Genomic DNA, 23591 nt, shown 5'->3' on the forward strand with positions numbered 1-23591 from the left:
CCCCTTTGTGCTGTCGCGGTCTGCGGCTATGATGGCCTCCATGTGGCGCGTCCCGCGCCGCCCGAGGGAGACCAGCCATGGCCAAGGGCCAAGTCAGGAAGAACAAGGAAGCCCGCAAGCCCAAGAAGGAAAAGCCGAAGTCCATCGCGGCCAATCCGTCGATGAAGAGCGGCCAGCGGGGCCTGGAGAATCTGAAGAACAGCTAGGCGCCACCGAGCGCAGCGACGCCGGCGCTTTGCGCCGCCGGAGCAGCGCGAAGTGCTGGCGCCAGCCGGCCGGCGGGTCGGCATGGCCGAACCCGATCGACGTCACGAAGTGAGCGTCAACTATGCGCCAGCATGGTGGGAGCGAAGCGCTAGTGACGGCCCCTCAATCGTAAATTGCATCCTCGCCGCGCCCCAGGTCGCCAACACGCAAATGGGCCTCAGTGCCGTGGTAGAAGATGGTGCCGGGCGGGACGTCTTTGGCGTAAATCGTGGCCTGGAGCGTCAGAGGCCGAGCCCGGCAAGAAGAGTATCGATCGCCTCAGCCTTTTTGCGTGCCACATCTTTACGATATTGCGCGACCAATTTGCCCCCATTGATTTGCCCCAATTGGGACTCTTGAGCTGAGCTTTGTAGTCGAACGCGGGGTCCTGAAGTTCGCCAGCGATCTCCGCATTCAGGTCTTGAGCGGTCGTCTTTGCGATTCCGGCGCAAATCGCCACGAAATCATCTAACCGCTTACTTTCAATCAGCTTTCTAAACGACGCCAATGCCGCCTGACCAAGAACTCCCTCACGTAGGATGATCGAGACGGAATATGCCAGAAGGTACTTCGTCAAAGTGTAGCTTCCGAAAGACTCGTCATCAATCTGATCAGTATGACTACGGATTTCCTGAAATAGTTTGTTGTAACCGACAATCTGCCAGCCATCGACGCTCGGCCTACTGAAGATGTCGGAGTGGAGCTCGTCCATAACCTTATACCGTTGGTGGCATGACCAAGGCTCTCCCAAATCCATCGCTAGCAGGACCAAGCCGGCGTCTTCGTTGACGATTACAGCTTAGTCATGTTCGCGCCCGTTCGCGCCAATGTAAATCTCTCCACCCTCGTCGTGGAAACGCTTGGACATCTCCTCCATGCCTTCCTGAGCGTCAGCTTCGCTGCCGGCAAACTCTCTCAGGTCCGACCGTGAACCATCCCCCGGATGGTCCTCGGACAACTTCGCCTGCTTCGCAGCGAAGTCTCGGACCTCCTGCGTAATCTTCATCGAGCAGAATTTCGGCCCGCACATCGAGCAGAAATGCGCCGTCTTCGCGCCTTCCGCCGGCAGCGTCTGGTCGTGATATTCCTCGGCCGTATCCGGGTCCAACGACAGGTTGAACTGGTCGCGCCAGCGGAACTCGAACCGCGCCTTGCTTAGCGCGTCGTCGCGCACCTTCGCCGCCGGATGCCCCTTGGCCAGGTCGGCCGCATGCGCCGCCAGCTTGTAGGTCACCACGCCCACCTTCACATCGTCGCGGTCGGGCAGGCCGAGATGCTCCTTGGGCGTGACGTAGCAAAGCATCGCCGTCCCGAACCAGCCGATCATCGCCGCGCCGATGCCGCTGGTGATATGGTCATATCCCGGCGCGATGTCGGTGGTCAGCGGCCCCAGCGTGTAGAAGGGCGCCTCGCCGCACACCTCCAGCTGCTTGTCCATATTCTCCTTGATCTTGTGCATCGGCACATGGCCGGGGCCCTCGATCATCACCTGCACATCCTGCGCCCAGGCGCGCTTGGTCAGCTCGCCCAGCGTGTAGAGCTCGGCGAACTGCGCCTCGTCATTGGCGTCGGCGATGCTGCCGGGGCGAAGGCCATCGCCCAGCGAGTAAGCGATGTCATAGGCCTTCATGATCTCGCTGATCTCGTCGAACCGCTCGTAGAGGAAGCTCTCGCGGTGATGGGCCAGGCACCATTTGGCCATGATCGATCCGCCGCGGCTGACGATACCGGTGACCCGCTTGGCGGTCAGCGGCACATAGGGCAGCCGCACGCCGGCGTGGATGGTGAAATAGTCGACGCCCTGCTCGGCCTGCTCGATCAGCGTATCGCGGAAGATTTCCCAGGTCAGGTCCTCAGCCACGCCGCCGACCTTCTCCAGCGCCTGGTAGATCGGCACGGTGCCGATCGGCACCGGCGCGTTGCGGATGATCCATTCGCGCGTGTCGTGGATGTTGCGGCCGGTCGAAAGGTCCATGACCGTGTCGGCGCCCCAGCGGATCGCCCACACCATCTTGTCGACTTCGTTGGCGACGTCGCTGGCCACCGCGCTGTTGCCGATGTTGGCGTTGATCTTGACCAGGAAATTGCGGCCGATCGCCATCGGCTCGCTTTCGGGGTGGTTGATGTTGTTGGGGATGATCGCCCGGCCGCGCGCTACCTCGTCGCGGACGAATTCAGGGGTAACGAAATCGGGGATAGCGGCGCCGAAACTTTCGCCGTCGCGCACATGATCGCGGGCCATCTCGCGGCCGAGGTTCTCCCGGATCGCGACATATTCCATCTCGGGCGTGATGATGCCGCGCCGGGCATAATGCATTTGGCTGACATTGGCGCCGGCCCGTGCCCTAAGAACTCTACGTCGCACATTGGGGAAGGGCGCGACGCCACCCGAGCGGTCGGGCCCCAGCTGGCCATTATCCTCGGGCCGGACCTCGCGCTGGGCGACTTCCTCGACATCGCCGCGACCGCGGATCCAGTCGCGGCGCAGCTCAGGCAGCCCGGCCATGATGTCGATCCGCGCCTCGGGGTCGGTGTAGGGCCCGCTGGTGTCGTACAGCGTCACCGGCGGCTCGCCGCTCGACGGCTCCAACTCCACCTGCCGCATCGCGACGCGTAGGCCATCGCGGCCTTCGACCCAGATCTTGCGGCTGCCGCGGATCGGGCCGGTGGTGACTTTCAATTCGGTGCGTGCGGGGACATCCGCCATTTGAGTTCTCCTCCCTACGCCGGTGTGAGCCGGATCAGGTTCAACGGGTCCCGGCGTCCGACGCCGATCTCAGCTGCTCAAGCAGCTCCCCAGGGAAGAGTCGTCTCTAAGCTTGGCCTGCCGGCCCGTCTACCGCGTAATCGACGGCGTGTTCTTGAAGGTCGGCTTCTTGGTCGGGCCCTGGGTCACCGCCGACGTCGCTGCGCGGTTGGCCTCGGCCGGTGTCACCGTGCCGTCGTGGTTGATGTCCATCCTGGTGAAATTGGCCAGCGTCGGGGTGCGGAACTCTTCGAGCGTGATCTCGCCGTCCTTGTTGGCGTCGAATTCGGCCATGAACGGCGCCGCGTCGGGCTGTTTGATCGTCGGCAGCTTGGCCTTCTCGTCGAATTCGGCGCGGGTAATGGTGCCGTCGCCGTTGACGTCGAGCCGGGCGAAGGCCGCGTCGCGCTCCTTCTTGATCGCATCCAATTTGGCTTCCGCGCTCTTGACCAGCCGGGCGTCGATTTCGGCCGCATCGACCTTGCCGTCATGATTGGCGTCCATGTCGGCGAAGTCGGCATCGAGCTTGCTGCTGATTTCCACCCGCGTCACCGGCTTCTCGACATCGCTCTTGTCCGCCGCCGCCTTGGCTTCGGGCTGCGCCGCCATCGCCGCCACCGGCATCGCGGCCAGCATCAGCGCGGCAAATCCTGCAAGCTTCATGTCCTATTTCCTCGAAATCGCGATTTTGGAAACCATAGCATGGTCCAATGTTCCTGCGGCAAGCCGGATTGCGGCAGGATGAACCCCCAAGGCCGATGGGTGGCTTGACGTTTCGGCGCTGGACCGCTTGGTGACGCTCGATGAGCGGGCTGACCCATCTCGACCGGCTGGAGGCCGAGAGCATTCACATCATGCGTGAGACGGTGGCCGAGGCCGCCCGTCCGGTAATGCTCTATTCGATCGGCAAGGACTCGGCGGTGATGCTGCACCTGGCGCGAAAGGCCTTCTACCCCGCGCCGCTGCCCTTCCCTTTGCTCCACGTCGATACGACCTGGAAGTTCCAGGACATGTATGCCCTCCGCGACAAGATCGGCGCCGAGCCGGGCATCGAACTGCTCGTCTACAAGAACCCCGAGGCCGAGGCGAAGGGCATCAACCCGTTCGACCATGGTCCACTCCACACCGACCTGTGGAAGACCGAAGGCCTCAGGCAGGCGCTCGACATGTACGGTTTCGACGCCGCGTTCGGCGGCGCGCGCCGCGACGAGGAAAAGAGCCGGGCCAAGGAGCGGATTTTCTCCTTCCGCACCGCCAGCCACCGCTGGGACCCGAAGCGGCAGCGCCCCGAACTCTGGTCGCTCTACAATGTCCGGAAGAATCCCGGGGAATCGATGCGGGTGTTCCCGCTGTCGAACTGGACCGAGCTCGATATCTGGACCTACATCCTGCGCGAGCGGATCGAGATCGTGCCGCTCTACCTCGCCGCGCCGCGGCCGGTGGTGGAACGCGACGGCCTGCTCATCATGGTCGACGACGACCGCTTCCGGCTGAAGGATGGCGAACAGGTCGAAACCCGCTCGGTCCGTTTCCGCACCCTCGGCTGCTACCCGCTGTCGGGCGCGATCGAGAGCGAGGCCGACACCATCGAGCAGGTAGTCCAGGAAATGCTGCTTGCTACCACCAGCGAGCGGCAGGGGCGGATCATCGACCGCGACGCCGGCGACGGCTCGATGGAGAAGAAGAAGCAGGAGGGGTACTTCTGATGGCCCTCCCCCACGCTGACGAGCGCGACCTCATCGCGACCGACATTTCCGCTTATTTGGCCAAGCAAACGTCGAAGGAATTGCTGCGATTCATCACCTGCGGCAGCGTCGATGACGGCAAATCGACCCTGATTGGCCGCCTTTTGTACGAAACCAGGCAGATTTTCGACGACCAGATGGCGGCGCTGGAGGCCGACAGCAAGCGCGTCGGGACGCAGGGCTCAAACATCGATTTCGCGCTCCTCGTCGACGGCCTCACCGCCGAGCGCGAGCAGGGCATCACCATCGACGTCGCCTATCGCTTCTTCGCCACCGCCAAGCGGAAGTTCATTGTCGCCGATACGCCCGGCCACGAGCAATATACCCGCAACATGGTGACCGGCGCCTCGACCGCCGACCTCGCCCTGCTGCTGGTCGATGCGCGCAAGGGGATTCTCGAACAAACCCGAAGACATTCAATACTTTGCAACCTGGTCGGAATCCGGCGCATGGTGCTTGCAGTGACCAAGATGGACCTCGTCGACTTCGACATTCGTGTCTTCGACTCAATCATCTCGGACTATCGCATTTTCGCCGATGAGGTCGGCATCACCGACTGGGTCGCGATCCCGGTCTCGGGCCTCACTGGCGACAATGTCGCGAGCCATGGCGAGGCGATGGCCTGGTATGAAGGTCCCTCGCTGCTGGATCATCTGGAAAGCGTGCCGATCGACAGCGCCGCAGCCGAGGCGAGGCCGTTCCGCCTGCCGGTGCAATGGGTCAGCCGGCCCGACCAGCATTTCCGCGGCTTTGCCGGCCAGGTCTCCGGCGGCGCCATTGCTCCGGGCGATGAAGTGCGCATCCTGCCTTCGGGCCGCACCACCAGGGTCGCGCGGATCGTGACCATGGACGGCGATCTCGATCGAGCGGTTGCCGGCCGGTCGGTCACCCTGGCCCTGACAGATGAGGTCGACTGTTCGCGCGGCGACGTGATTGCCGCGGCCAAGGACCCCCCTCACGCCGCCGACCAGTTCGAAGCGACGATCGTGTGGATGGCCGACGAACCGATGACTGCCGGCCGAGGCTATTGGCTGAAGCTTGGAACGCAGACGGTGACCGCGACGGTCGCCCAGCCCAAGCATCAGCTCAACGTCAACAGCCTCGAGGAGCTGGCGGCCAAGACGCTTGAGCTCAACGCGATCGGCGTCGCCGAGCTGACCACCGACCGGCCGATCGTGTTCGAGCCCTATCGCGATGCCCACGGCGGCCCGCCCAACCGCGCGCTCGGCGGCTTCATCCTGATCGACAAGCACAGCAACGCCACGGTCGCCGCCGGCATGCTTCACTTCGCCCTGCGCCGGGCCGAGAATGTCCATTGGCAAGCGCTCGACGTCAGTCGCGAAACCCATGCCAAGCTCAAAGGACAGAAGCCGGCGGTATTGTGGTTCACCGGGCTTAGCGGCGCCGGCAAATCGACCATTGCCAACCTCGTCGAGAAGAAGCTGGCGGCAATGGGCCGGCATACCTTCCTGCTTGACGGCGACAATGTCCGCCACGGGCTCAACAAGGATCTGGGCTTCACCGAGACGGACCGGATCGAGAATATCCGGCGGGTCGGGGAAGTCGCCAAGCTGATGGCTGATGCCGGCCTGATTGTGCTGACCGCCTTCATCTCGCCGTTCCGCGCCGAGCGGCAGATGGTTCGGCGCATGATGGCGGAAGGCGAGTTTATCGAGATCTACGTCGATACGCCGCTGGCCGAGGCCGAGAAGCGCGACGTCAAAGGCCTCTATGCCAAGGCGCGGGCCGGCGAGCTGCCCAACTTCACCGGCATCGACAGCCCCTATGAGGCGCCCGAAGATCCCGAACTGTGGATCGACACGACCGAGCTCAGCGCGGAGGCCGCGGCGGAGAAAATCGTCACCGCCATCCTGGAATTCGAGCGCCGCTCCTAGCGAGGCGCGAAGGACGCCACTCGCCTACCAGGTGTAGGCGAGACCGATCGCACCGAGCCACTGGCTGGCGCTGCCGCGCAGGTCGACGATCGGCGAATCCTTGAAGTCGCCGTTGAGGTGCGAATAGGCGCCGGTGGCGAAGATCGACACGCCATGGGTAAGGTCGCCGCTGACGCTCTGGTTGAGCAGTAGGCCCAATCGCCAATTCTTGAAGCCGCCGTCGGCGTCGAACACCGGCAGCCCGCTGGCGATCGAGTCGGCCGGAGTGATCGAATAATAATAGTCGGCATATTTGCCGCCGGCCCATTCGGCACTGAGCGACAGACCGACATAGGTGGTGCGCGAAAGCGGCGTGCCGAAATCGATCGTGGGCGTGAAGATGGTCGATTTGTGCGCCCCGGCGACGTCCTTGACCACGTCGAGCCGGAAGCTCAGCGCGTCGTATGGGTTGGTGAGGCCATGATAGGTGAAGCCGACAAAGCCGCCGACCTCGATCGCCGTGTCGCGATCGGGCAGGGCATCGACGAAGTCGTCGTGGATATGACCGGTACGGTTGAAGCGGGCACCGACGATCGGCCCTACGTCGAGCTCAAGCGCATTGTCGCCCCGCCCGACAAAATCGACATAGAGGTAGGTCGAGCGGGTAAAGAAGCTGATGCCGCTGACCCGGCCGCGCACCGCGAGGGCGGGAATGATCCGATAATCGTCCGACCCCTCGTAATCGGGGATCCAGGCGGCACCGCCGGCGATCGTATAGGTATCGCTGTTGTCATTGGGGTCGGGCAGCTGGTCGCCCGTGGCCTGGGCAAGCGCGGGCGTGGCGGCGAGCAGCGCGACGGCGGCAAAGGCGGATTTCAGCATGGCGGGCCCCCTGTAGTTTCGCCCGCGATATTAACCAAAGTCAGGACAAGGGCAATCTTGCCGGTATCTCAGTCGCCTTTGCCCGGCTCCGGCGAGAAATATTTGTCGTACTTGCCTTCCTCGCCCTTGTGCTCATCGGCATCGGCCGGGGTCTGGTCGTTCTTGCGGGTGACGTTGGGCCATTGCGCGGAGAATGTCGTGTTGAGCTCAAGCCATTTTTCCAACCCGCCCTCGGTATCGGGCAGGATCGCCTCGGCCGGGCATTCCGGCTCGCACACGCCGCAATCGATGCACTCGTTGGGGTTGATGGCGAGCATATTCTCGCCCTCGTAAAAGCAATCGACCGGACAGACCTCGACGCAATCCATATATTTGCACCGGATGCAGGCGTCGGTGACGACATAGGTCATGGCGGTTCGAACTCCCTTTTCGACAGATTGTCGCTAAGTCGCGGCGGTTCCCCAGTCAACGCTCGGCTTCAATCTCCTCATAATGCCGCCGCGCTTCCGTGGCCGGCCCACGGCGCAGCGGCAGGGCGGTGACGCGGATCACGCGCACATTACCGTGCAGGGGTAGCGCGATGATCTGGCCGACATGGATATCCTCCGAAGTCTTGCCGGCCTGCTTGCCATCCACGCGGACATGGCCTTGCTCGATCAGCGCCTGCGCCAGCGTGCGGCTTTTCAGCAACCGGATGAAGAACAGGTAGCGGTCCAGCCGCACTTAGGGCTTTCACCGCTTCAAGCGGGCGAGCACCGCGAACGCATTTTCCGGCCTCGGTCCTTGCGGCATTCGGCGGCGCGGGCGGCGATGACCGCGCCATGACCAGGCCTCGCCCGCGGGCACGAAACCGATCTCGGCCATCAGGTGACGGATGGTCGCATCTTCAAGTCCGAGGCTGGTCGCCAGCGCCCGGTCGACCGGGTCCTGGCCGCCGTGCTGGCGAACCTGGTGGGCATGGCTAGCCAGTCGGTCAGCAAGGTCGATCCTCAGCCAGTCGGTGCCGATGCGACGGAAGGCTAGCACCGCGCCGCGCGGATCGGCACTACCGTCGAGCGTTGCCGCCGATGGCAGGGGCAAACGCGGCATCGGCTGGTTGGATCGCACCGCCAGCAGCGCCGCCCGCCATTGCTGGGCGGCGGGCTTCAGCAGGGACTGAACATAAACGTCGAGCGCGCCGAGCCTCACACGTTGCCGGTGCAGGGCATGGCGGTCGGCTTTGTCGAGCTGGGCCAGCTGGGCGGCGATCGAGCGACGCGGCAGATGGCCGCCGGCGTCGACCAGCATGGCCGACAGGGCGCGGATTCCCGGGCTAGCACCGCGGTCGGCCGCGGCCCTGGCCAGCGACTTCAGCGCCGGCAAGTGGCGATTGATCTGTCCCTCGACCCAGCGCTCCATCCGGCCCCGCAGCTTGGCCCGCCGGTCGACCGACAGCCGGTCGAGGGCGCGCGCTGTCCTTACCGCCGGCTCGAGCAGGGAACGGCCGGGCGCGAGGCGAGCGAGCACATGGCCGTCCCAGCCGATAGCGAGACCGGCTCCGCCCTCCTCGACCAGTTGGAACTCGGCGTCCGGAGCCTCGCACAGTTTGGCCGCGCGGCGATCCAGTTCCTCGCCCAGGCGGCGCTCGGCCGCGGCCAGCAGCAGCCTTTTGTCAGCCAGCCGGGCGGTCGGATCGACCCGGAATTCGAAGCCGGCGAGGTGGCCGATCGGCTCGGGCCCGACGCTGACCTCGCCATCGGCGGCGACCGTCACGGGCAGCGCGTCGGCGCCGCGCGCACCAATGTCGCGGACCAGCACGGCGGTACGACGGTCGACGAAGCGCTGGGTCAGCCGCTCGTGCAGCGCATCACTCAATCTCGATTCTACGGCGCGGGTTCGTTCGGCCCATTTGGCAGGGTCGGCCAACCAATCCGAGCGCTGGGCGATATAGGCCCAGCTGCGAATGCCTGCGAGCCGGTCGGCCAGCGCCTCGATGTCGCCGGCAACATTGTCGAGCCGGGCGACTTCGGCGGCAAACCATTCGTGCGGGATATGCCCGCCCTCACCGATGTAGGAAAAGAGGCGGCGAACCATCCGGGCGTGGTGCATCGGCCCCACTTTCCGGAAATCGGGCAGGCCGCACACCGCCCACAGCTTGCGCGCCTTGCTGCCCTTGGTTGCGGCGATCACCGGGTCTTCCGCCAGCAGCTTCAGGACGGCGAGGTCGATCGCCAGCGGCGCTGGCCTGAGCAGCGGATCGTCGCTGCGGACTTCGAGGCTGGCGATCAGGTCGGTGACATTGGTGTAGTCTAGCTCGGCGCTCCGCCAGTAAAGATGATCGAGCGGGCGGAAGCGATGCTCTTCGATCGCATTGACTTCCTCCTCGCTGAGCTCGGGGGCGTTCTCGCCGCCCAGGCCAAGCGTGCCGAAGCTGCCGTCGCGCTGGTGGCGCCCGGCGCGGCCGGCGATCTGGGCCATTTCGGCAATCGTCAATCGCCGGTCGCGGCGGCCGTCGAACTTTTCCAGGCCGGCGAAGGCGACATGGGCGACATCCATGTTGAGCCCCATGCCGATGGCATCGGTCGCGACGAGATAATCGACCTCACCGCGCTGGAACATGGCGACCTGGGAATTGCGGGTAGCTGGCGACAGTGCGCCCATCACCACCGCCGCGCCGCCTTTGAACCGGCGCAGCATCTCGGCCAGCGCGTAGACCTGCTCGGCCGAGAAGGCGACCACCGCCGATCGCGGCGGCAGGCGCGACAGCTTGGCCGCGCCGGCATAGCGCAAGGTCGAAAAGCGCGGCCGGCTGACAATTTCGGCTTCGGGCAGCAACTCGCGGATCAGCGGCTTCAACGTGTCGGAACCGAGGATCAGCGTTTCCTCGCGGCCCCGCGCGCGCAGCATCCGGTCGGTGAACACATGGCCGCGCTCGGGATCGATGCCGAGCTGGGCCTCGTCGATCGCGGCAAAGGCGAAATCGCGGCCGGAATCGGGATCGTCGCCCCGGTCGCCCTGCACGGGCATGCTTTCGGCGGTGCACAGGAAATAGCGCGCGCCCTGCGGCACGATCCGTTCCTCGCCGGTGATCAACGCGACCTGGTTGGCACCCTTCAATCCAACGACGCGATCATAGACCTCGCGGGCCAGCAGCCGGAGCGGGAAGCCGATAACGCCTGACGAATGGGCGCACATCCGCTCGATCGCCAAGTAGGTCTTGCCGGTGTTGGTGGGACCAAGGATGGCCCGGACAAGGCCGTCACCGCGCGCTGCCATGCTCACCAGTTTGGCATTTCGGCGCGGAAGCGCAAGCGGCTTTGCGGCCAGTTGAGTCCCATTCTGTTTATTGGACCTTAACCTCTTTTAACCATGACGGGAGCCGGGAAACCCAAGGCCGGGGGCAGAGTTGCTCGACATGCGTGCACAATGGCGGAACGAGGCGGCATTCGCCGTCGCGGAGCCGGTTGCGCCCAGCTTCGGCCGCCGTCGCAAGCGCTGGCACGAATTCGACCTCGTCGTCGACCTGGCCGAGGAACCCTTGTCGCGGCGCTGGTGGCGCGGGCTGGCAACGCTCAGCCTGATGTGCGCGACGGTCGCATTCATTGCCCCCAATCCGTTTGAGCCTTTGCCCGCTATTCCCGCCGACCGGGTCAGCGCGGCGGAGGCCGAGCAATATCGCGAAATGGGAATTGCGCCGCTCGGCTCGGGATCGGGCACCGGTGGCCGGATGGCGGCCAACGCATTAGTCCAGCCCCTGGCCGAAGCGCCCGACCGTCCAACCATCGACCTGTTCGCCCGGTTCGGGACCGGCGACAATATGGCTGCGCTGCTGACGCGATCGGGAGCGACCTATGCCGAAGCCGGCGAAGCGGCGCGGATCATCTCTTCCGCGCTGCCCGGCGGCATCGCACCCGGAACGAGCATCGCCCTCACGCTTGGCCGCCGCTCGCCCAGTGGCGTCCGGCCGATCGAACGGCTCGCGTTTCGCGCCGGACTGGACCTCAACATCGTGGTCACGGGCAGCGCGGACGGTTTGCAGCTTTCGACCAGCCGGATCGCGATCGACAGCCGTCCCATCCGCATTCGTGGACGGGTCGGGGACGGCCTCTATTGGGCGCTGAGGGCATCCGGGGTCTCGCCGCAATCGGCTGGCGAATATCTGCGTGCGCTGGCGACCCAGATCGACGTCGGCGAGCAGGTCGGGCCTGACGACAGGTTCGACCTGATCATCGCCAACCGCCGCGCGGCCACCGGCGAAAGCGAGGAAGGACCGCTGCTCTACGCCGCGATCAACCGCTCCGGGGGCGCAGCCGTCCAGCTGATGAAATGGACGGTCGGCGGTCGCACCGACTGGATCGATACCAACGGCGCGGGCCGGCAGGTGGCGACCATGGCCTGGCCGGTGGCGGCCCCGATCACATCCGGTTTCGGCATCCGCTTCCACCCGATCCTTCACTTTGCGCGCATGCACAAAGGCATTGATTTCGGCGCCCATTACGGCGCGCCGATCGTCGCCGCTGCCGATGGCCAGGTGATCCGAGCCGGCTGGTCCGGGGGTTATGGCGAGCAGGTCCGCCTGGCGCATGCCGCCGGCATGGGCACCAGCTACAGCCATATGAGCCGGATCGTGGTCGCGCCGGGCAGTTTCGTCCGGCAGGGGCAGTTGATCGGCTATGTCGGCTCATCCGGCCTGTCGACCGGGCCGCACCTCCATTATGAAGTCTATCGCGGCGGCGTTGCGGTTAATCCGATGGGCGTTCGCTTCGCCAGCCAGGCGCTGCTGGCGGGTGAGGAACTGGCACGTTTCAAGGCGCGCCTCGCGCAACTCATGGCAATCGGAAAGCCGGCAACTCCGCCCAACGGATGACAATAGGTTAGGCTGTGCGTAGGATTGCCGCGCTTTCGGCCATAGTAAGGGTCGGAGCGGGGGGCGCTGCCGGCATGGACCCGAACGCGATCGAACAGGGTGAGGACGCGGGTGATACTGTGTTCGTCAGCTATGCGCGGGACGACGAAAAGTCGGCCCGGACGATCATCGAATTGCTGGAACGCGCCGGCTACCGCGTCTGGTGGGACGGGCTGATCCCCGGGGGCGAGCGCTTCGGGGCGGAAATCACCAAGGCGCTCGAAAGCGCCAGCGCGGTGGTAGTCCTGTGGTCGGAAAATGCCTGCGAGTCCCATTGGGTGCAGGACGAGGCAAGTTGGGCGCGCGACCGGCACAAGCTGGTACCTCTGTCGCTCGACGGCACCAGGCCACCGCTCGGATTCCGTCAATTCCAGTGCATCGACGTGTCGCGGGGCGGCCTCAAGGCAAGCAACCCGGCGATGCAGCGGGCCATGAAAGCAATCGCCGACATCATTGGCCGCGATCCGGTCGGGATGCCCAGGGCACGGACCGGGCCGCGCTTCACGCGCCGGTCGGCAATCGCCGCCGGTACTGCCGTCGCGGTCGCCGGCGGCGGGCTGGTCGTCTGGAAGATATTGCTCGCGCCGGGTGCTGCGGCCGCCAACAGCATCGCCGTCCTGCCGTTCGAAAATCTGAGCGGCGATCCCCGCCAGCAATATCTGTCAGACGGGCTGGCAGCGGAACTCCGTTCCAAGCTGGCCCGCAACTCGCTGTTGAATGTGGTCGGGCAGGCCTCATCGAACAGTTTTCGCGACCGCGGCGACAGCGCGCCAACGATCGCCCGCAGGCTCAAGGTCGCCAATGTCCTCGATGGAAACATTCGCGCCGCCCAGGGCCAGCTCAGGATCGCGGTGGAGCTGATCGACGGCAAGAGCGGCTTCAGCAAATGGACCCAGACCTTTGACCGGCCGATGGCCAATTTGCTCGAATTGCAGGCCGAAGTGGCGGACGCGGTCAGCGCCGCCCTCGAAATCCGGCTTAGCGGTCAGGGCGAGGAATCGAAGGCGCGCAGCGGCGGCACCGGCAGCGTGGCGGCGTTCGATGCCTATCTGCGCGGCAAGGAATTGTTCGAATCCCAGCGCGACGAAGCCAGTGACCGCGCTGCCCTGGCCGAATTTTCCAATGCCGTCCGAATCGATCCGGCCTATGCTGCGGCACTCGCCGCGCGGTCGCGGGCGCTGGCGGTCATCGCCAATCAATACGCCCAGGCCGGGGAACGCCGTACTCTCTTCGGCCAGGCGGTCGAACAGGCCCGGCAGGCAATCGTTCATGCCGGCCAATATCCCGAGGGCCATGCCGCGCTCGGCTATGCCCTCTTCTATGGATTGCTCGACGTGACCGCGGCTGATGCGCCTTACCAGCAAGCGCAGCAATTGGGCGGCGGCAATGCGGATGTGTTGAGCCTGTGCGCGCTTTACCGCGCGCGCCGCCGACAGTTCGATCGCGCATTTCCGGCAATCGAGCGAGCGCAGGCGCTCGACCCGCTCAACGCCAGCCTGGCCAAGACGGAGGGCCGCATTCGTTTTGCCTCGGGCGGCTATGAGGGTGCGATCGCCGCTGCCCGGCGCGCGCTCGAGCTCAACTCGAAGCTCAGCGGGGCTCATGGGGATATCGGCAACGCCATGCTGATGATGAGCCGAGTCGACCAAGCCGCGAAGGAATTTGAGGCCGAGGCGATCGACTTGCTGGCGATTCCCGGCCGGGCGATAGTTGCCCTGCGGCGCAAGGATGAGGCGGGGGCGCAACATGAGCTGGACGCGCTCCGTCAGCAGGAAGGTGACAATGGCCTCTACCAGCAAGCGCAAATATTGGCCCAATGGAACAAGCCGGCCGAAGCCATGGATGCCCTCGAAAAAGCGGTGGATGAGCGGGATTCTGGACTGGTCTATCTGCTCAGCGACCCCTTCCTCCAGCCCCTTCGCGACGAACCGCGATTCAAATCGCTTCTAAGCCGGCTTCATTTCGTCTAACGAACGGTCAGGGGATCGACCCCGTGAAACAGGGAGGGGACTATGCGCAAACTATTGATTGGTGTGGCTGCTGTCGCGATCAGCATGTCGATGACGGCCTGTAAGAAGACCGAGGACGCCGCTGCCAATGAGGCAGTCGCCGAAGAACCGATGGCGAATGAAGCAATGGACGCCAATGCGGCCATGGATGCGAACGCCACTGCGACCGACGCAAATGCGACGATGGACGCCAATGCGGCCGACGCCAATGCCACGGAGCAAGGCTCGACCGACCATTAATCGATCAATTTGATTGGCGGCGCTCTCCGACCCCGGAGGGCGCCGCTTTTTCGTCGACGGGCTGCGTGAATTTGGGCTTCAGCTGCTCCGTCGCTGCAGTAATCCAGCGCCGGTATTTGGTGACGTCGGTATAGACCGACGGCATATTCCTGTAGCCGCAGCCCATTGACCAGCTGGTCACGCCGACCAATTCCTCGACATCGCCGTCCTTGCGCACCAACGGGCCGCCGCTGTCGCCGCGGCAGCTGAATACATTCTTGTCCGGCACCGCTCCTGTTTCGCCGCCCGGTGCAACCAGGCAGACCATGCCAGGGCCGAGCTTGGCCTTGAGCCGCTGGCGGCAGGCGTCCCAGGCCAACGCCCGCATCATCCCATATTGCAGCTGATCGGGATTGCGCTGCAACTCGTCGGCGATGTTGAACAGCGCGTTCGCGCCCGGCGCCACAACCCCGGTATAGCCCCAGCCGAAGGCGGTGACGTCCGTCCCGGCCGAAATCGGCTTCTGGCCCAAGGGGATGAAGGTGTCGTCATATGGCCTGGAGTCGCGATCGGGCCTGAGCAGCAACAGGGCAATGTCATCCTGTTGGCGGCCGGGCACATAGCTGGCCGGCACCGTCACGCCGGCGATCGCCATGGTCCAGCCGCCCCGGCCGAGCCGCTTGCTGCCAAGGCGGACGCGGCGGTCGGTCAGCACCTGGTTCATGGTGGCGGGTGTGAACGGCGAGTTGGCCACGCAATGAGCGGCCGTGATGAGGAGATTGGGGGCGATCAGCGAGCCGCCGCAGCGATGGTCGCGCTCCTGCGGCCTGCGTTGGGCGAGAAACTTCCGCTTGCCCTCCGGTGCCTGCGCGTCATCGGCGATTTCCTGCGCGGTGAACGGCAGGGTCGAATAGATTTCCGCCATCCACGGTGCCATTCCCTCGGTCACCGGAAACCCGCCGCCGATCCCGACCAGCGTGTGCGCATAATGATGATATTCTGCGACCGACATCGACCAATCGGCTGGAATGGTCATGGCCGGCCGCGCGCAGCCCGCCGCGGCGGACAGGCAATCGTCCCAGGCGGCATCGTCGATCGGCGCCTGCTCGACTGCGCTGGTATCAATCGGTCGGTCCGAAGTGATGGTGACCAGCGCGACGATCCCGGATGAACTGCCGAAGCGCGGCCTCAAGCCGGTCGCGGTGGCACCGGGCGCCAGCGGCTGCGTGGTTCCGTTGCGGGGCGCGATGAGGCTGATCCCGGCCGAGGGATCGATCGCCAGCAAGGCGAAGTAGAGCGGGCGCGTCGACCGGTTGCGGAGGCTGGCGGACGGGTAGCCGTCACCGAGAAGGTCGTCCGGAGGCGGCTGGTCGCCGCTGGCCATGCGGATCCGGCGGCGATGGCAATTCGCCGGCTCCGACGAGTCCGTGTCCGCGGCCAGGCAGGTCTCGACCTCGGTCTGGCGCGTCGACATCGCCAGGTTCATCAGCCGGTTGGCCCGGTCGCGCCGGTCGATCAACAACCGCAGGCGGCCGCGGAAATTGCCGAGCCCAAGATTTCCCAGTTCGGCCCGCCGCGGCGCAGGTCGAACCGGTTCCCGGGTGAAGTCATTCTGCCATTCTTCGCGCGGCTGCCGGGCGTCGTTGGCAATCAGGGTCAGCGGATAATCGCGCTTGGTGGTGAGCTCATAATCGGCCGGCTCGGCAATCCGCACCGCCGGCAGGCCGAGCAGCGCCGCCCGCACAGCAGGCACCGCATCGCCAAGGTCGGGACTAAGGCGGAGATTGACCGTCTGCGGCCACGGCCCGGGTTGCTGCGCCATCGCCGCGGACGCGAACAGCGCCGCAACAGCCGGCAAAGCAACTTTTTGGCCAGAAATGCGCATGACACATGCCCCCAACCCCAAGGGGGAAGCATGCGGCCAAGCCCGCTACGCGGTCAATGGATACTACTTGCCGTGGCCGCGCCAGCGCTTGACGGTGCGCTGGATGATGCCTTCCTCGTCGCCATGCTCGCGCCATGACGTGGCGAAGCTCGGGTCGGACGACGCCGGGCGCTTTTCCGGCTCAAGGTCGTCGAAACGAACCCGGATCGGGATAGCGACACCTTCGCCGCAAACGATGCATTCGCGATTGCGCAGCGCCGGGATCGCATCGAGGAAGCCACGCGCGCCTTCCGGCATCGCGGCCCGGACGCAGGCCTGGTCGCGGTCGTTGTTCAAACGCATCGAGATGATCGTGCCGCACTGCGACAGCACGCCTTCGGCAAGGTCGGACGGACGCTGCGTGATCAGCCCCAGCGACACGCCGTATTTACGGCCTTCCTTGGCGATACGCTCGAGGATCTTGCGCACCGCCTGGCCGCCCGAAGTCTCGTCCTTGGGGACGTAGCGGTGCGCCTCTTCGCAGACCAGCAGGATCGGGCGTTGCGCCTCGGTCCGCGACCAGATCGCATAGTCGAACACCATGCGGGCGAGCACCGAGACCACCACCGAGGTGACTTCGGACGGAACGCCCGACACGTCGACGATCGAGATCGGCCGGCCGTGGCTGGGCAGGCGGAACAGCTTGGCAATAAAGCTCGCCATCGAATCGCTGACCAGCATGCCCGAGAACATGAAAGTGTAGCGCGGGTCGGCGCGGATCTCGTCGAGCTTGTTCTTGAGCCGCTGGTAGGGCGTGGTGTCGCCGGCGCGGTCGAGCTTGCCCATTTCGGTCGTGATGACGCTCACCAGATCGGTCAACAGGTACGGAATCGGCGAGTCCACCGTCACCTTGCCGAATTGCTCGCTCTGCTTGGACTTGGTCCGGGCGGCGAGCAGGCATTTGGCGAGAATGTCGGCGTCGCGCTGCCGCTCTGAGCCGTCAGTGGTGAGCAGCACCTCGCAATGTTCTTCGAAGTTCATCAGCCAGTAGGGCAGCTGGAGATTGTCGACGTTGAACAGCTCGCCGCAGCTCTTGAACGCGGCCGAATATTCGCCGTGCGGGTCGATCATCACGATGTGACCCTCGGGGCTATATTGCGAAATGCGGTGGAGAATCAGAGAGACCGAGGTCGATTTACCGGTACCGGTCGATCCCAGCACCGCGAAGTGTTTCGACAGCATCGGGTCGATATAGAGTGTGCCGCGAATGTCGTCGGTCGGATAGACCGTACCGATTTCGACGTGCGGATCGTCGGCCGCGGCGAAGATCGCGCGCATGTCGTCGGTGGTGACGGGCAACACCTCGCAACCCGGAATCGGGTAGCGGGTGACGCCGCGGCGGAAGTTGGACATGCGCCCGTTGGCGCCGCTCTGGCCTTCGCCGAGGAAATCGATCTGGCCGAGCACCTTGCCGTCATTGCCGGTCTGCAGGGTGCGGACGTTGGCGATCAGCCAGGACGAACCGACCATCATCTTCACCTGGCTGCCGACCTGGCCGGACATGGCGACCGACGGATCGGCATGGCTGACCAGCATCTGCAGCCGCTCGAAATCCATCCAGATTTTTGAGCCCGAGCCCGCAATTTCGAGCACCCGGCCGATGGGCGGCACGGATACCTGCCCGGACGAGGCCGAAGCGGCTTCATCCGCCTCGCTGTAATTGCTCAGCTCATCGAGGAACTGCTTCAGGCTCGGTTGCTCGGTCATCGACGCAATTACCCCACTTAGAAATTACGGTTGAAGCGGGATTAGCCGAGACGGGTTAAAATACGCTTTAGAAGCGGCGGCGGAACGCCAAGGCGGCTGCCCAGCCAAGCCCCAGCGATAGTGCGACAGCAGCGAGGCCATAGAGGAAGCCGTGGCGGCGGGCGGCAAGGGCTACGAACCGTTCGAAGCCGGACTTGTCGATCTCGATTTCCCTGGTCGCCGCGGCAATCACCTTGCCGTCGGACACCAGAAAGGTCTCGGCGGTATAGGTGCCGACCGGCACCTGGCTGGGGATGCCGATGCGGGCGCGATAGAGCACGCCCTCGCTGATCTCCACGCCGTGAGGGTGTTCGGCGTAAAGCCCTTCCCGCTCCCTGAGGTCGAGCAGCCCCGCTTCGAAGCGGCGCTCCTTGTCCGGCAGGGCGCCGCCGCCCGGCGACAGCTGCAGGTCCTGCAGGCCGAGTTCGTAAATCGCCGCGGTCCGTTCATCGACCAGCTGGCGCACCGGTGCGGAGGAGGCGACCGCATAGAAACTTGGCGCCGAGCGGAAGCTATTCTTGTCTGCGTTCATCCAGATGAAGCCGATTTTCTCCTTCTCGCGGACCAGGATCGGTTCGACTGGGCCCTTCAGCACGACAATCACATCGGCCGGCCGCCTTGGAACGCGCCCGCCTGGATAAAGGATCGCCCCGAACAGCAACAGCTGGGCTCCGGAAAAGCTGTAGCGGATCTCGATTGATCGTGAACTGATGTCGGGCACCAGCTTGGGCTCGGCCTGGGCCATGATCAGCGGCGCCAGGCCGAGCAGGAGCAATGCCCGCCTCACAGATATTCGATCGTGAATATTTCGTCGGGCTGCCAGGTCAGCCCGAGCAGCATGCGCAGCGCCACCGCCAGGATGATCCCGGCCAGGGCGAGGCGCAGCAGGTCGGGCTTCATCCGGGTGGTGAGCAGCGCGCCATATTGGGCGCCGACCACGCCGCCGACCAGCAGCAGCCCTGCCAGCACGATATCGACCGCCTGGGTGGTGGTGGCATGGATCATGGTAGTGACGGCGCTCACCGCCAGGATCATCACCAGGCTGGTGCCAACCACCACGCGCGGCGCCATGCCCAGTATATAGATCATCGCCGGGACCAGGATGAAGCCGCCGCCGACCCCGAGCAGCACGGTCATAATCCCGGCAAGAAAGCCGAGTGCCATCGGCGCGATCGGCGAAAGGTAGAGTCCCGATGCATAGAAGCGCCAGCGAAGTGGCAGGCTGGCTACCCAGCGATTGTGGCGTGGCCGCTCCTCGGGCTGTTCCACATTGACCCAGCCGAGCGCGACCAGCGCATCCTTCAGCATCAGTCCGCCGATCCCGCCGAGCAGAACGACGTAAAGAATACCGATTACCAGGTCGATCTGGCCCGATGCCTGGAGCACGCGGAACAGGCCGGCTCCGACCAGGCTGCCAATGGCGCCGCCGACGGTCATCACCGCGCCCATCTTCAGGTCGACGCCGCCGCGGCGCATATGGGCGTAGACGCCCGACACCGATGCACCGGTGATCTGGGTGGTGGCGGAGGCGACTGCCACCGTCGGCGGGATGCCATAGAAGATCAGCAACGGGGTCGTGAGGAAGCCGCCGCCGACCCCGAACAAGCCCGACAACACGCCAACCAGACCGCCCAGCGCGATGATCAGCACCGCGTTGACCGCCTGGCCGGCAATGGGAAGGTAAATGTCCATGAATGCCCTGTCGGCACGCTAGCCGCAAAAGGGCGTCAAAACCAAGGCGGGCGTGGGGATTTCTAAAAGTCGCCGGCCAGCGTCACCACGCCGCCCGAACCGGGGATGGCGTTGCCGATCAGTTTGTATCGATAATCGAGGTGCACGCGCATTCGCGTGCCGAGGCGCAGGGTGGCGCGAGGCCCGATGTCCAATCGGCCGAGGCCCGGCTGGGCCCCGCCCCAAATGCCAAGTCCCGCAGACAGGTTGCGCCACACCGGACGGCTCACCGCCGCCTGCCCATCGACGAACCAATCGGGGTGGTTGAAATCCACCACACCCGCCTGAAGATAGGTATCCAACGTCGAGTTCCACGGCATCGGCCGGCCGTAAAAGCCGCCCTCGGCGAACAAGGCAAAGGCGCTCTGCCCATAATCACGGAAGGCATGACGCCGTTCGAGCGTGATGGCGACCGGAAGGCTGGTCATTGGCTGGTAGCGTAACCCTAGGGCGGCTTCGACCCCGCGCTGGCTGTTGATCGGGGCACTGGTTCGCAAGCTGGCCGAAAGATGCGGATCGAACCGCCACAGCAACCGTGCGCCCGCCTGACTTCCGCCGAGCATCCCGCCGCTGGCGAGGCTGTCAGATCCGGCGCGGTTGCGCATCGTTGCCCAGCTGCTGATCGACAGGCGGTCAGGCAGACTGGGCAACTTCAACTCGCCGAACGATGGTGTTGATTGGCGTGCGGGTACCGCCGGTGGTGGTGGTGCCGCTTCGGCCGGCTGGTTTATCCCGCCGATCGGCGGCGCTGCGCCATACACATTGATCTCCGCAGGAAGTCCCTGCGGCCGGTCCAGATAGACAATCTGCGGCGGGCTGTAGCGCGCGCCCGAAGGCGCCCGAACCGGCACGTAGACCGGATAGGGAGCGTAGGCGGGATAGCCGCCGTAACCGGCATAGGCGACTTGCGGCCCATAAGACGCGGCGGGCGAAGATAGCGGATAAGGCTGGGCGATTGGTTCAATCGGCGGCAACTGCGACGGCTGGATTGCCGGCAGGCGCGGCTTGGGCGGCTGCGCGGCTTCGGCATCAAATGCGAGCGCTTGGGTGCCCGGAATGAGGCCAAGGCTGACGGCGCGCACTGCCGCCCATGCCAGGATCGCCGCGCCAAGAAAGCGGATCGAATTGCTCATGGCCGGGGAATCTCCGCGGGAAAGATATGATGGGTCTTGTCCCACTGGCGCGCCCCGCCGGCCGAATGGAGCATGAGCGCTCGCCGCGCGGCGAGGACTGCGACGACGTTGGCGACGACCATCCGCGGCAGTGAGCGCAGGCCTTCTTTCCAACCATAGGCTGCGGTCGTGAAGGACGCGCGCATCAGCATCCGCCAGCCAAGCAGCCAGCCGTTGATCCACATCAGCGTCGCCAGTGGTGTCGACACCGGGACCGCGATTGGTGCGCCTAATGCCGCGGCCAGCGCCACTTCCGCCCACAAGACGGCGGCAGAATAGCCAGCGAGCAGCAGCAGCGCCGCCAAGGGGCCGCGCCGGTCGCGCATCCGCATCCAGCGCTCACCAGGCCCGCCGCGCCAGCCGAGCTGGTCCCAGCCGGCGAAGGCAATGCCGCCAATCCATCGCGCCTTCTGGCGAACCGCTGCATTGATGGTCGATGGAAAATGGCCGCGGCTGGCAACGACCGCGCGGCTACCCGGTTCGGCCGGGATGCGCACGAACATCGTCTTTACTCCGATTGCGCCGAGGCGAAGCCCCATTTCATAATCCTCGGTCATGCTGGAGCCGGCGAATGGGCGGCCGTCATGGCGGGAGGCCAGTCGCGACAACGCAACGCGTTCGATTGCGCAGCCGACCCCGGCCAGCGGGATGGCGGCGCCAACTGCCTCTCGCACCACCAGCTCCTTCATATGCGCTTCGGCGAACTCGTCGGCGTAGTGGCCGCCCACCCAACGCGAATCCGGATCAATCAGCGGGACGACAGGCAGCTGAACCAGACCGGCATATTCGACCAGCCGGTCAAACAGCTTGAGCTCGAGTGGATGGACCGGGTCTTCCGCGTCATGCAGGACGATTGCCTTGGCGGTGCGTCCAACCGCCTTTTCATAGGCGACCAGTGCGGCATAAAGGCGGTTGAGGCAGTCGGCCTTGGTAGTCGGACCGTCGACGTCAATTTCGACCGCAATCACGCGCGGATCCCGGACGCTGTCGATTGCCGCCTGCGTAGCCGGGTCATTGCGATAGTGGCCGACGAACAGCCAATATTCGCCGTGGTCGAAGCGGGCGAGGGTGGACCGCAGCATCGGCGCGATAACGGACGCTTCGTCCCACGCTGGAATCAGGACCGCCATCCACCCCGGCCGCATCGGTGTCGGCAACGCATTGGCGGACATTTTGGGAAAGCGCGAATAGATCGCCAGCGCCCGCCAGCTCCGGCGGACGAAGTAAATCAGGTCGACGGCCAAGTCATCGATTGCGAACAACAGGAAACCGACAGCAGCGAACAACGCCAACTCGGCGGTGAGTTCGGTCAGGATCAACGCAACCAGCGACATTGCCAGTCAAGCGCAGCCGAATTGGACGGGATAATTGGCTCGATTCACCATGGGGTGTCCCCAAACGCGAGTACCGAGCGGGCGAATGCATGTCATAGGCGTTATTATACTTGACATACCCACTCCTTCCGCTAGTGTGAGCGGACAGGAGCAAGACAATGGCAAGCGCACTATCAGCCCCGCACTTTCACGATGAAGACGCAGCCTTTGCGTTCGTCGAAGCGCGGGTATGGCCGGAAGGCCCGACTTGCCCGCATTGTGGCGGCGTGGATCGCATCTCCAAGATGGGCGGCGCATCGACCCGCAAGGGCCTCTACAAGTGCTACCAGTGCCGTAAGCCGTTCACTGTCCGCATGGGGACCATCTTTGAAAGCAGCCACGTTCCGCTGAATATCTGGCTCCAGGCTATGTATCTCGTTGCTGGTTCAAAGAAGGGCATCAGCTCCAACCAGCTTCACCGCACCCTTGGCGTTACCCTAAAGACCGCCTGGTTCATGTCGCATCGTATCCGCGAAGCTATGCGCTCGGGCGATCTGCTTCCGATGGGCGGCGCGGGCCAGACTGTTGAAGCCGACGAAACCTATATCGGCCACAAGAAGGGCGTCGATAAGCCGCAGGGCGGCTATCGTCACAAGCTGTGCGTCGTGTCGCTGGTCAATCGTGACACTGGCGAGGCCCGCTCGATCTTCACTGACAAGACTTCCACCCAGTTCGTTGCCGGGATAGTTCGCGCCAATGTGGACCGTGAAAGCCGCCTAGTGACCGACGACGCGCAGCTCTACTGGAAAGTCGGCAAAGAGTTCATCGGCGGTCACAAGCGCGTCCGTCACAGCATCAGCGAATATGTTGTCGGCGACATTCACACCAACACCATCGAAGGCTTCTTTTCGATCTTCAAACGCGGGATGCGCGGCGTCTATCAGTTCTGCGCCGAAAAGCACTTGCACCGCTATCTGGCAGAGTTCGATTTCCGCTACAGCAACCGCGTTGCGCTCGGCTACAACGACGCCGATCGCGCCGACCAACTGCTTCGCGGTATCGTCGGCAAGCGCCTAACCTATCAAACAATTGGTGCGAG

Annotated in this window: 20 protein-coding genes and 1 riboswitch; of the genes, 7 read left to right on the plus strand and 13 right to left on the minus strand. The window is 64.7% G+C overall.

Going from position 1 to position 23591, the window contains the following annotated elements; translation table 11 throughout:
• Positions 1-77 precede the first annotated feature (77 nt).
• Positions 78-206, plus strand: coding sequence for a hypothetical protein (locus Q0C64_RS03075; protein WP_294120733.1), 129 nt, complete (start codon positions 78-80; stop codon positions 204-206).
• A 218-nt stretch (positions 207-424) separates the two neighbouring features.
• On the opposite strand, the gene Q0C64_RS03080 is transcribed toward Q0C64_RS03075, so the two are convergent.
• The 3 genes from Q0C64_RS03080 to Q0C64_RS03090 form a co-directional block, all read right to left on the minus strand.
• Positions 425-958, minus strand: coding sequence for a hypothetical protein (locus Q0C64_RS03080; RefSeq protein WP_294120734.1), 534 nt, complete (start codon positions 956-958; stop codon positions 425-427).
• Between the two features lie 87 nt (positions 959-1045).
• Positions 1046-2953, minus strand: a complete 1908-nt coding sequence (gene thiC / locus Q0C64_RS03085; protein WP_294120738.1) for a phosphomethylpyrimidine synthase ThiC — start codon at positions 2951-2953, stop codon at positions 1046-1048.
• Positions 2948-3055: riboswitch (TPP riboswitch) on the minus strand. It overlaps the preceding gene by 6 nt.
• Positions 3056-3082: 27 nt before the next feature.
• Positions 3083-3655 carry an EF-hand domain-containing protein gene (locus tag Q0C64_RS03090; RefSeq protein WP_294120739.1) on the minus strand — a complete coding sequence of 191 codons (573 nt, stop codon included), beginning with the start codon at positions 3653-3655 and terminating at the stop codon, positions 3083-3085.
• A gap of 140 nt (positions 3656-3795) precedes the next feature.
• On the opposite strand from Q0C64_RS03090, the gene cysD reads away from it, so the two are divergent.
• Both cysD and cysN read left to right on the plus strand, forming a co-directional pair.
• Positions 3796-4698: a sulfate adenylyltransferase subunit CysD gene (gene cysD, locus Q0C64_RS03095; RefSeq protein ID WP_294120740.1), complete on the plus strand. Its 903-nt coding sequence runs from the start codon at positions 3796-3798 to the stop codon at positions 4696-4698.
• Positions 4698-6632, plus strand: a complete 1935-nt coding sequence (gene cysN, locus Q0C64_RS03100; protein ID WP_294120741.1) for a sulfate adenylyltransferase subunit CysN — start codon at positions 4698-4700, stop codon at positions 6630-6632. The genes cysD and cysN overlap by 1 nt, the downstream gene beginning before the upstream one ends.
• Before the next feature lie 24 nt (positions 6633-6656).
• On the opposite strand, the gene Q0C64_RS03105 is transcribed toward cysN, so the two are convergent.
• The 4 genes from Q0C64_RS03105 to Q0C64_RS03120 all read right to left on the minus strand — a co-directional run bounded on the left by Q0C64_RS03105 (position 6657) and on the right by Q0C64_RS03120 (position 10748).
• Positions 6657-7493, minus strand: coding sequence for a MipA/OmpV family protein (locus Q0C64_RS03105; protein WP_294120743.1), 837 nt, complete (start codon positions 7491-7493; stop codon positions 6657-6659).
• A 68-nt stretch (positions 7494-7561) separates the two neighbouring features.
• Complete coding sequence (gene fdxA, locus Q0C64_RS03110; RefSeq protein ID WP_294120745.1) at positions 7562-7903, minus strand: ferredoxin FdxA; 342 nt, start codon at positions 7901-7903, stop codon at positions 7562-7564.
• Between the two features lie 55 nt (positions 7904-7958).
• The gene (locus Q0C64_RS03115) at positions 7959-8216 is read right to left on the minus strand and encodes an RNA-binding S4 domain-containing protein (protein WP_294120746.1); all 258 of its coding nucleotides are present in this window, start codon (positions 8214-8216) and stop codon (positions 7959-7961) included.
• Positions 8217-8225: 9 nt separating this feature from the next.
• Positions 8226-10748 carry a helicase-related protein gene (locus Q0C64_RS03120; RefSeq protein WP_294120747.1) on the minus strand — a complete coding sequence of 841 codons (2523 nt, stop codon included), beginning with the start codon at positions 10746-10748 and terminating at the stop codon, positions 8226-8228.
• 139 nt (positions 10749-10887) lie between these two features.
• Between Q0C64_RS03120 and Q0C64_RS03125 the strand changes: the two genes are divergently transcribed.
• The 3 genes from Q0C64_RS03125 (at position 10888) to Q0C64_RS03135 (ending at position 14627) form a co-directional block, all read left to right on the plus strand.
• Positions 10888-12339 carry a M23 family metallopeptidase gene (locus Q0C64_RS03125; RefSeq protein ID WP_294120748.1) on the plus strand — a complete coding sequence of 484 codons (1452 nt, stop codon included), beginning with the start codon at positions 10888-10890 and terminating at the stop codon, positions 12337-12339.
• Between the two features lie 74 nt (positions 12340-12413).
• Positions 12414-14348: a TIR domain-containing protein gene (locus Q0C64_RS03130; RefSeq protein WP_294120749.1), complete on the plus strand. Its 1935-nt coding sequence runs from the start codon at positions 12414-12416 to the stop codon at positions 14346-14348.
• Positions 14349-14390: 42 nt separating this feature from the next.
• Positions 14391-14627 (plus strand): hypothetical protein, encoded by a 237-nt coding sequence (locus tag Q0C64_RS03135; RefSeq protein WP_294120752.1) that lies wholly within the window; start codon positions 14391-14393, stop codon positions 14625-14627.
• Between the two features lie 4 nt (positions 14628-14631).
• On the opposite strand, the gene Q0C64_RS03140 is transcribed toward Q0C64_RS03135, so the two are convergent.
• The 6 genes from Q0C64_RS03140 to Q0C64_RS03165 form a co-directional block, all read right to left on the minus strand.
• Positions 14632-16428, minus strand: a complete 1797-nt coding sequence (locus Q0C64_RS03140) for a serine protease (RefSeq protein ID WP_294120754.1) — start codon at positions 16426-16428, stop codon at positions 14632-14634.
• A gap of 126 nt (positions 16429-16554) precedes the next feature.
• Positions 16555-18087 (minus strand): DUF87 domain-containing protein, encoded by a 1533-nt coding sequence (locus Q0C64_RS03145; protein ID WP_294120764.1) that lies wholly within the window; start codon positions 18085-18087, stop codon positions 16555-16557.
• Positions 18088-18304: 217 nt separating this feature from the next.
• Positions 18305-19069, minus strand: a complete 765-nt coding sequence (locus Q0C64_RS03150) for a TIGR02186 family protein (protein WP_294120766.1) — start codon at positions 19067-19069, stop codon at positions 18305-18307.
• A complete protein-coding gene (locus Q0C64_RS03155; protein WP_294120756.1) occupies positions 19060-19968 on the minus strand; it encodes a sulfite exporter TauE/SafE family protein in 909 nt (302 codons plus the stop codon). The genes Q0C64_RS03150 and Q0C64_RS03155 overlap by 10 nt, the downstream gene beginning before the upstream one ends.
• A gap of 62 nt (positions 19969-20030) precedes the next feature.
• The gene (locus Q0C64_RS03160) at positions 20031-21140 is read right to left on the minus strand and encodes a hypothetical protein (protein ID WP_294120758.1); all 1110 of its coding nucleotides are present in this window, start codon (positions 21138-21140) and stop codon (positions 20031-20033) included.
• Positions 21137-22513: a glycosyl transferase family protein gene (locus tag Q0C64_RS03165; protein ID WP_294120760.1), complete on the minus strand. Its 1377-nt coding sequence runs from the start codon at positions 22511-22513 to the stop codon at positions 21137-21139. The genes Q0C64_RS03160 and Q0C64_RS03165 overlap by 4 nt, the downstream gene beginning before the upstream one ends.
• A 158-nt stretch (positions 22514-22671) precedes the next feature.
• On the opposite strand from Q0C64_RS03165, the gene Q0C64_RS03170 reads away from it, so the two are divergent.
• The coding region (locus tag Q0C64_RS03170; RefSeq protein WP_294120762.1) for an IS1595 family transposase at positions 22672-23591 on the plus strand (920 nt) is incomplete at its 3' end.

It is taken from the genome of Sphingomonas sp. (assembly GCF_023266535.1).
GTDB lineage: Bacteria > Pseudomonadota > Alphaproteobacteria > Sphingomonadales > Sphingomonadaceae > Sphingomicrobium.

Excerpts from the sequence above, each read along its gene's own strand:
- Q0C64_RS03075 (WP_294120733.1), top strand. The coding sequence starts at position 78 with ATGGCCAAGGGCCAAGTCAGGAAGAACAAGGAAGCCCGCAAGCCCAAG.
- Q0C64_RS03080 (WP_294120734.1), bottom strand. The coding sequence starts at position 958 with ATGGACGAGCTCCACTCCGACATCTTCAGTAGGCCGAGCGTCGATGGC.
- thiC (WP_294120738.1), bottom strand. The coding sequence starts at position 2,953 with ATGGCGGATGTCCCCGCACGCACCGAATTGAAAGTCACCACCGGCCCG.
- Q0C64_RS03090 (WP_294120739.1), bottom strand. The coding sequence starts at position 3,655 with ATGAAGCTTGCAGGATTTGCCGCGCTGATGCTGGCCGCGATGCCGGTG.
- cysD (WP_294120740.1), top strand. The coding sequence starts at position 3,796 with ATGAGCGGGCTGACCCATCTCGACCGGCTGGAGGCCGAGAGCATTCAC.
- cysN (WP_294120741.1), top strand. The coding sequence starts at position 4,698 with ATGGCCCTCCCCCACGCTGACGAGCGCGACCTCATCGCGACCGACATT.
- Q0C64_RS03105 (WP_294120743.1), bottom strand. The coding sequence starts at position 7,493 with ATGCTGAAATCCGCCTTTGCCGCCGTCGCGCTGCTCGCCGCCACGCCC.
- fdxA (WP_294120745.1), bottom strand. The coding sequence starts at position 7,903 with ATGACCTATGTCGTCACCGACGCCTGCATCCGGTGCAAATATATGGAT.
- Q0C64_RS03120 (WP_294120747.1), bottom strand. The coding sequence starts at position 10,748 with ATGGCAGCGCGCGGTGACGGCCTTGTCCGGGCCATCCTTGGTCCCACC.
- Q0C64_RS03125 (WP_294120748.1), top strand. The coding sequence starts at position 10,888 with ATGCGTGCACAATGGCGGAACGAGGCGGCATTCGCCGTCGCGGAGCCG.
- Q0C64_RS03130 (WP_294120749.1), top strand. The coding sequence starts at position 12,414 with ATGGACCCGAACGCGATCGAACAGGGTGAGGACGCGGGTGATACTGTG.
- Q0C64_RS03135 (WP_294120752.1), top strand. The coding sequence starts at position 14,391 with ATGCGCAAACTATTGATTGGTGTGGCTGCTGTCGCGATCAGCATGTCG.
- Q0C64_RS03140 (WP_294120754.1), bottom strand. The coding sequence starts at position 16,428 with ATGGCGCAGCAACCCGGGCCGTGGCCGCAGACGGTCAATCTCCGCCTT.
- Q0C64_RS03145 (WP_294120764.1), bottom strand. The coding sequence starts at position 18,087 with ATGGATTTCGAGCGGCTGCAGATGCTGGTCAGCCATGCCGATCCGTCG.
- Q0C64_RS03155 (WP_294120756.1), bottom strand. The coding sequence starts at position 19,968 with ATGGACATTTACCTTCCCATTGCCGGCCAGGCGGTCAACGCGGTGCTG.
- Q0C64_RS03160 (WP_294120758.1), bottom strand. The coding sequence starts at position 21,140 with ATGAGCAATTCGATCCGCTTTCTTGGCGCGGCGATCCTGGCATGGGCG.
- Q0C64_RS03165 (WP_294120760.1), bottom strand. The coding sequence starts at position 22,513 with ATGTCGCTGGTTGCGTTGATCCTGACCGAACTCACCGCCGAGTTGGCG.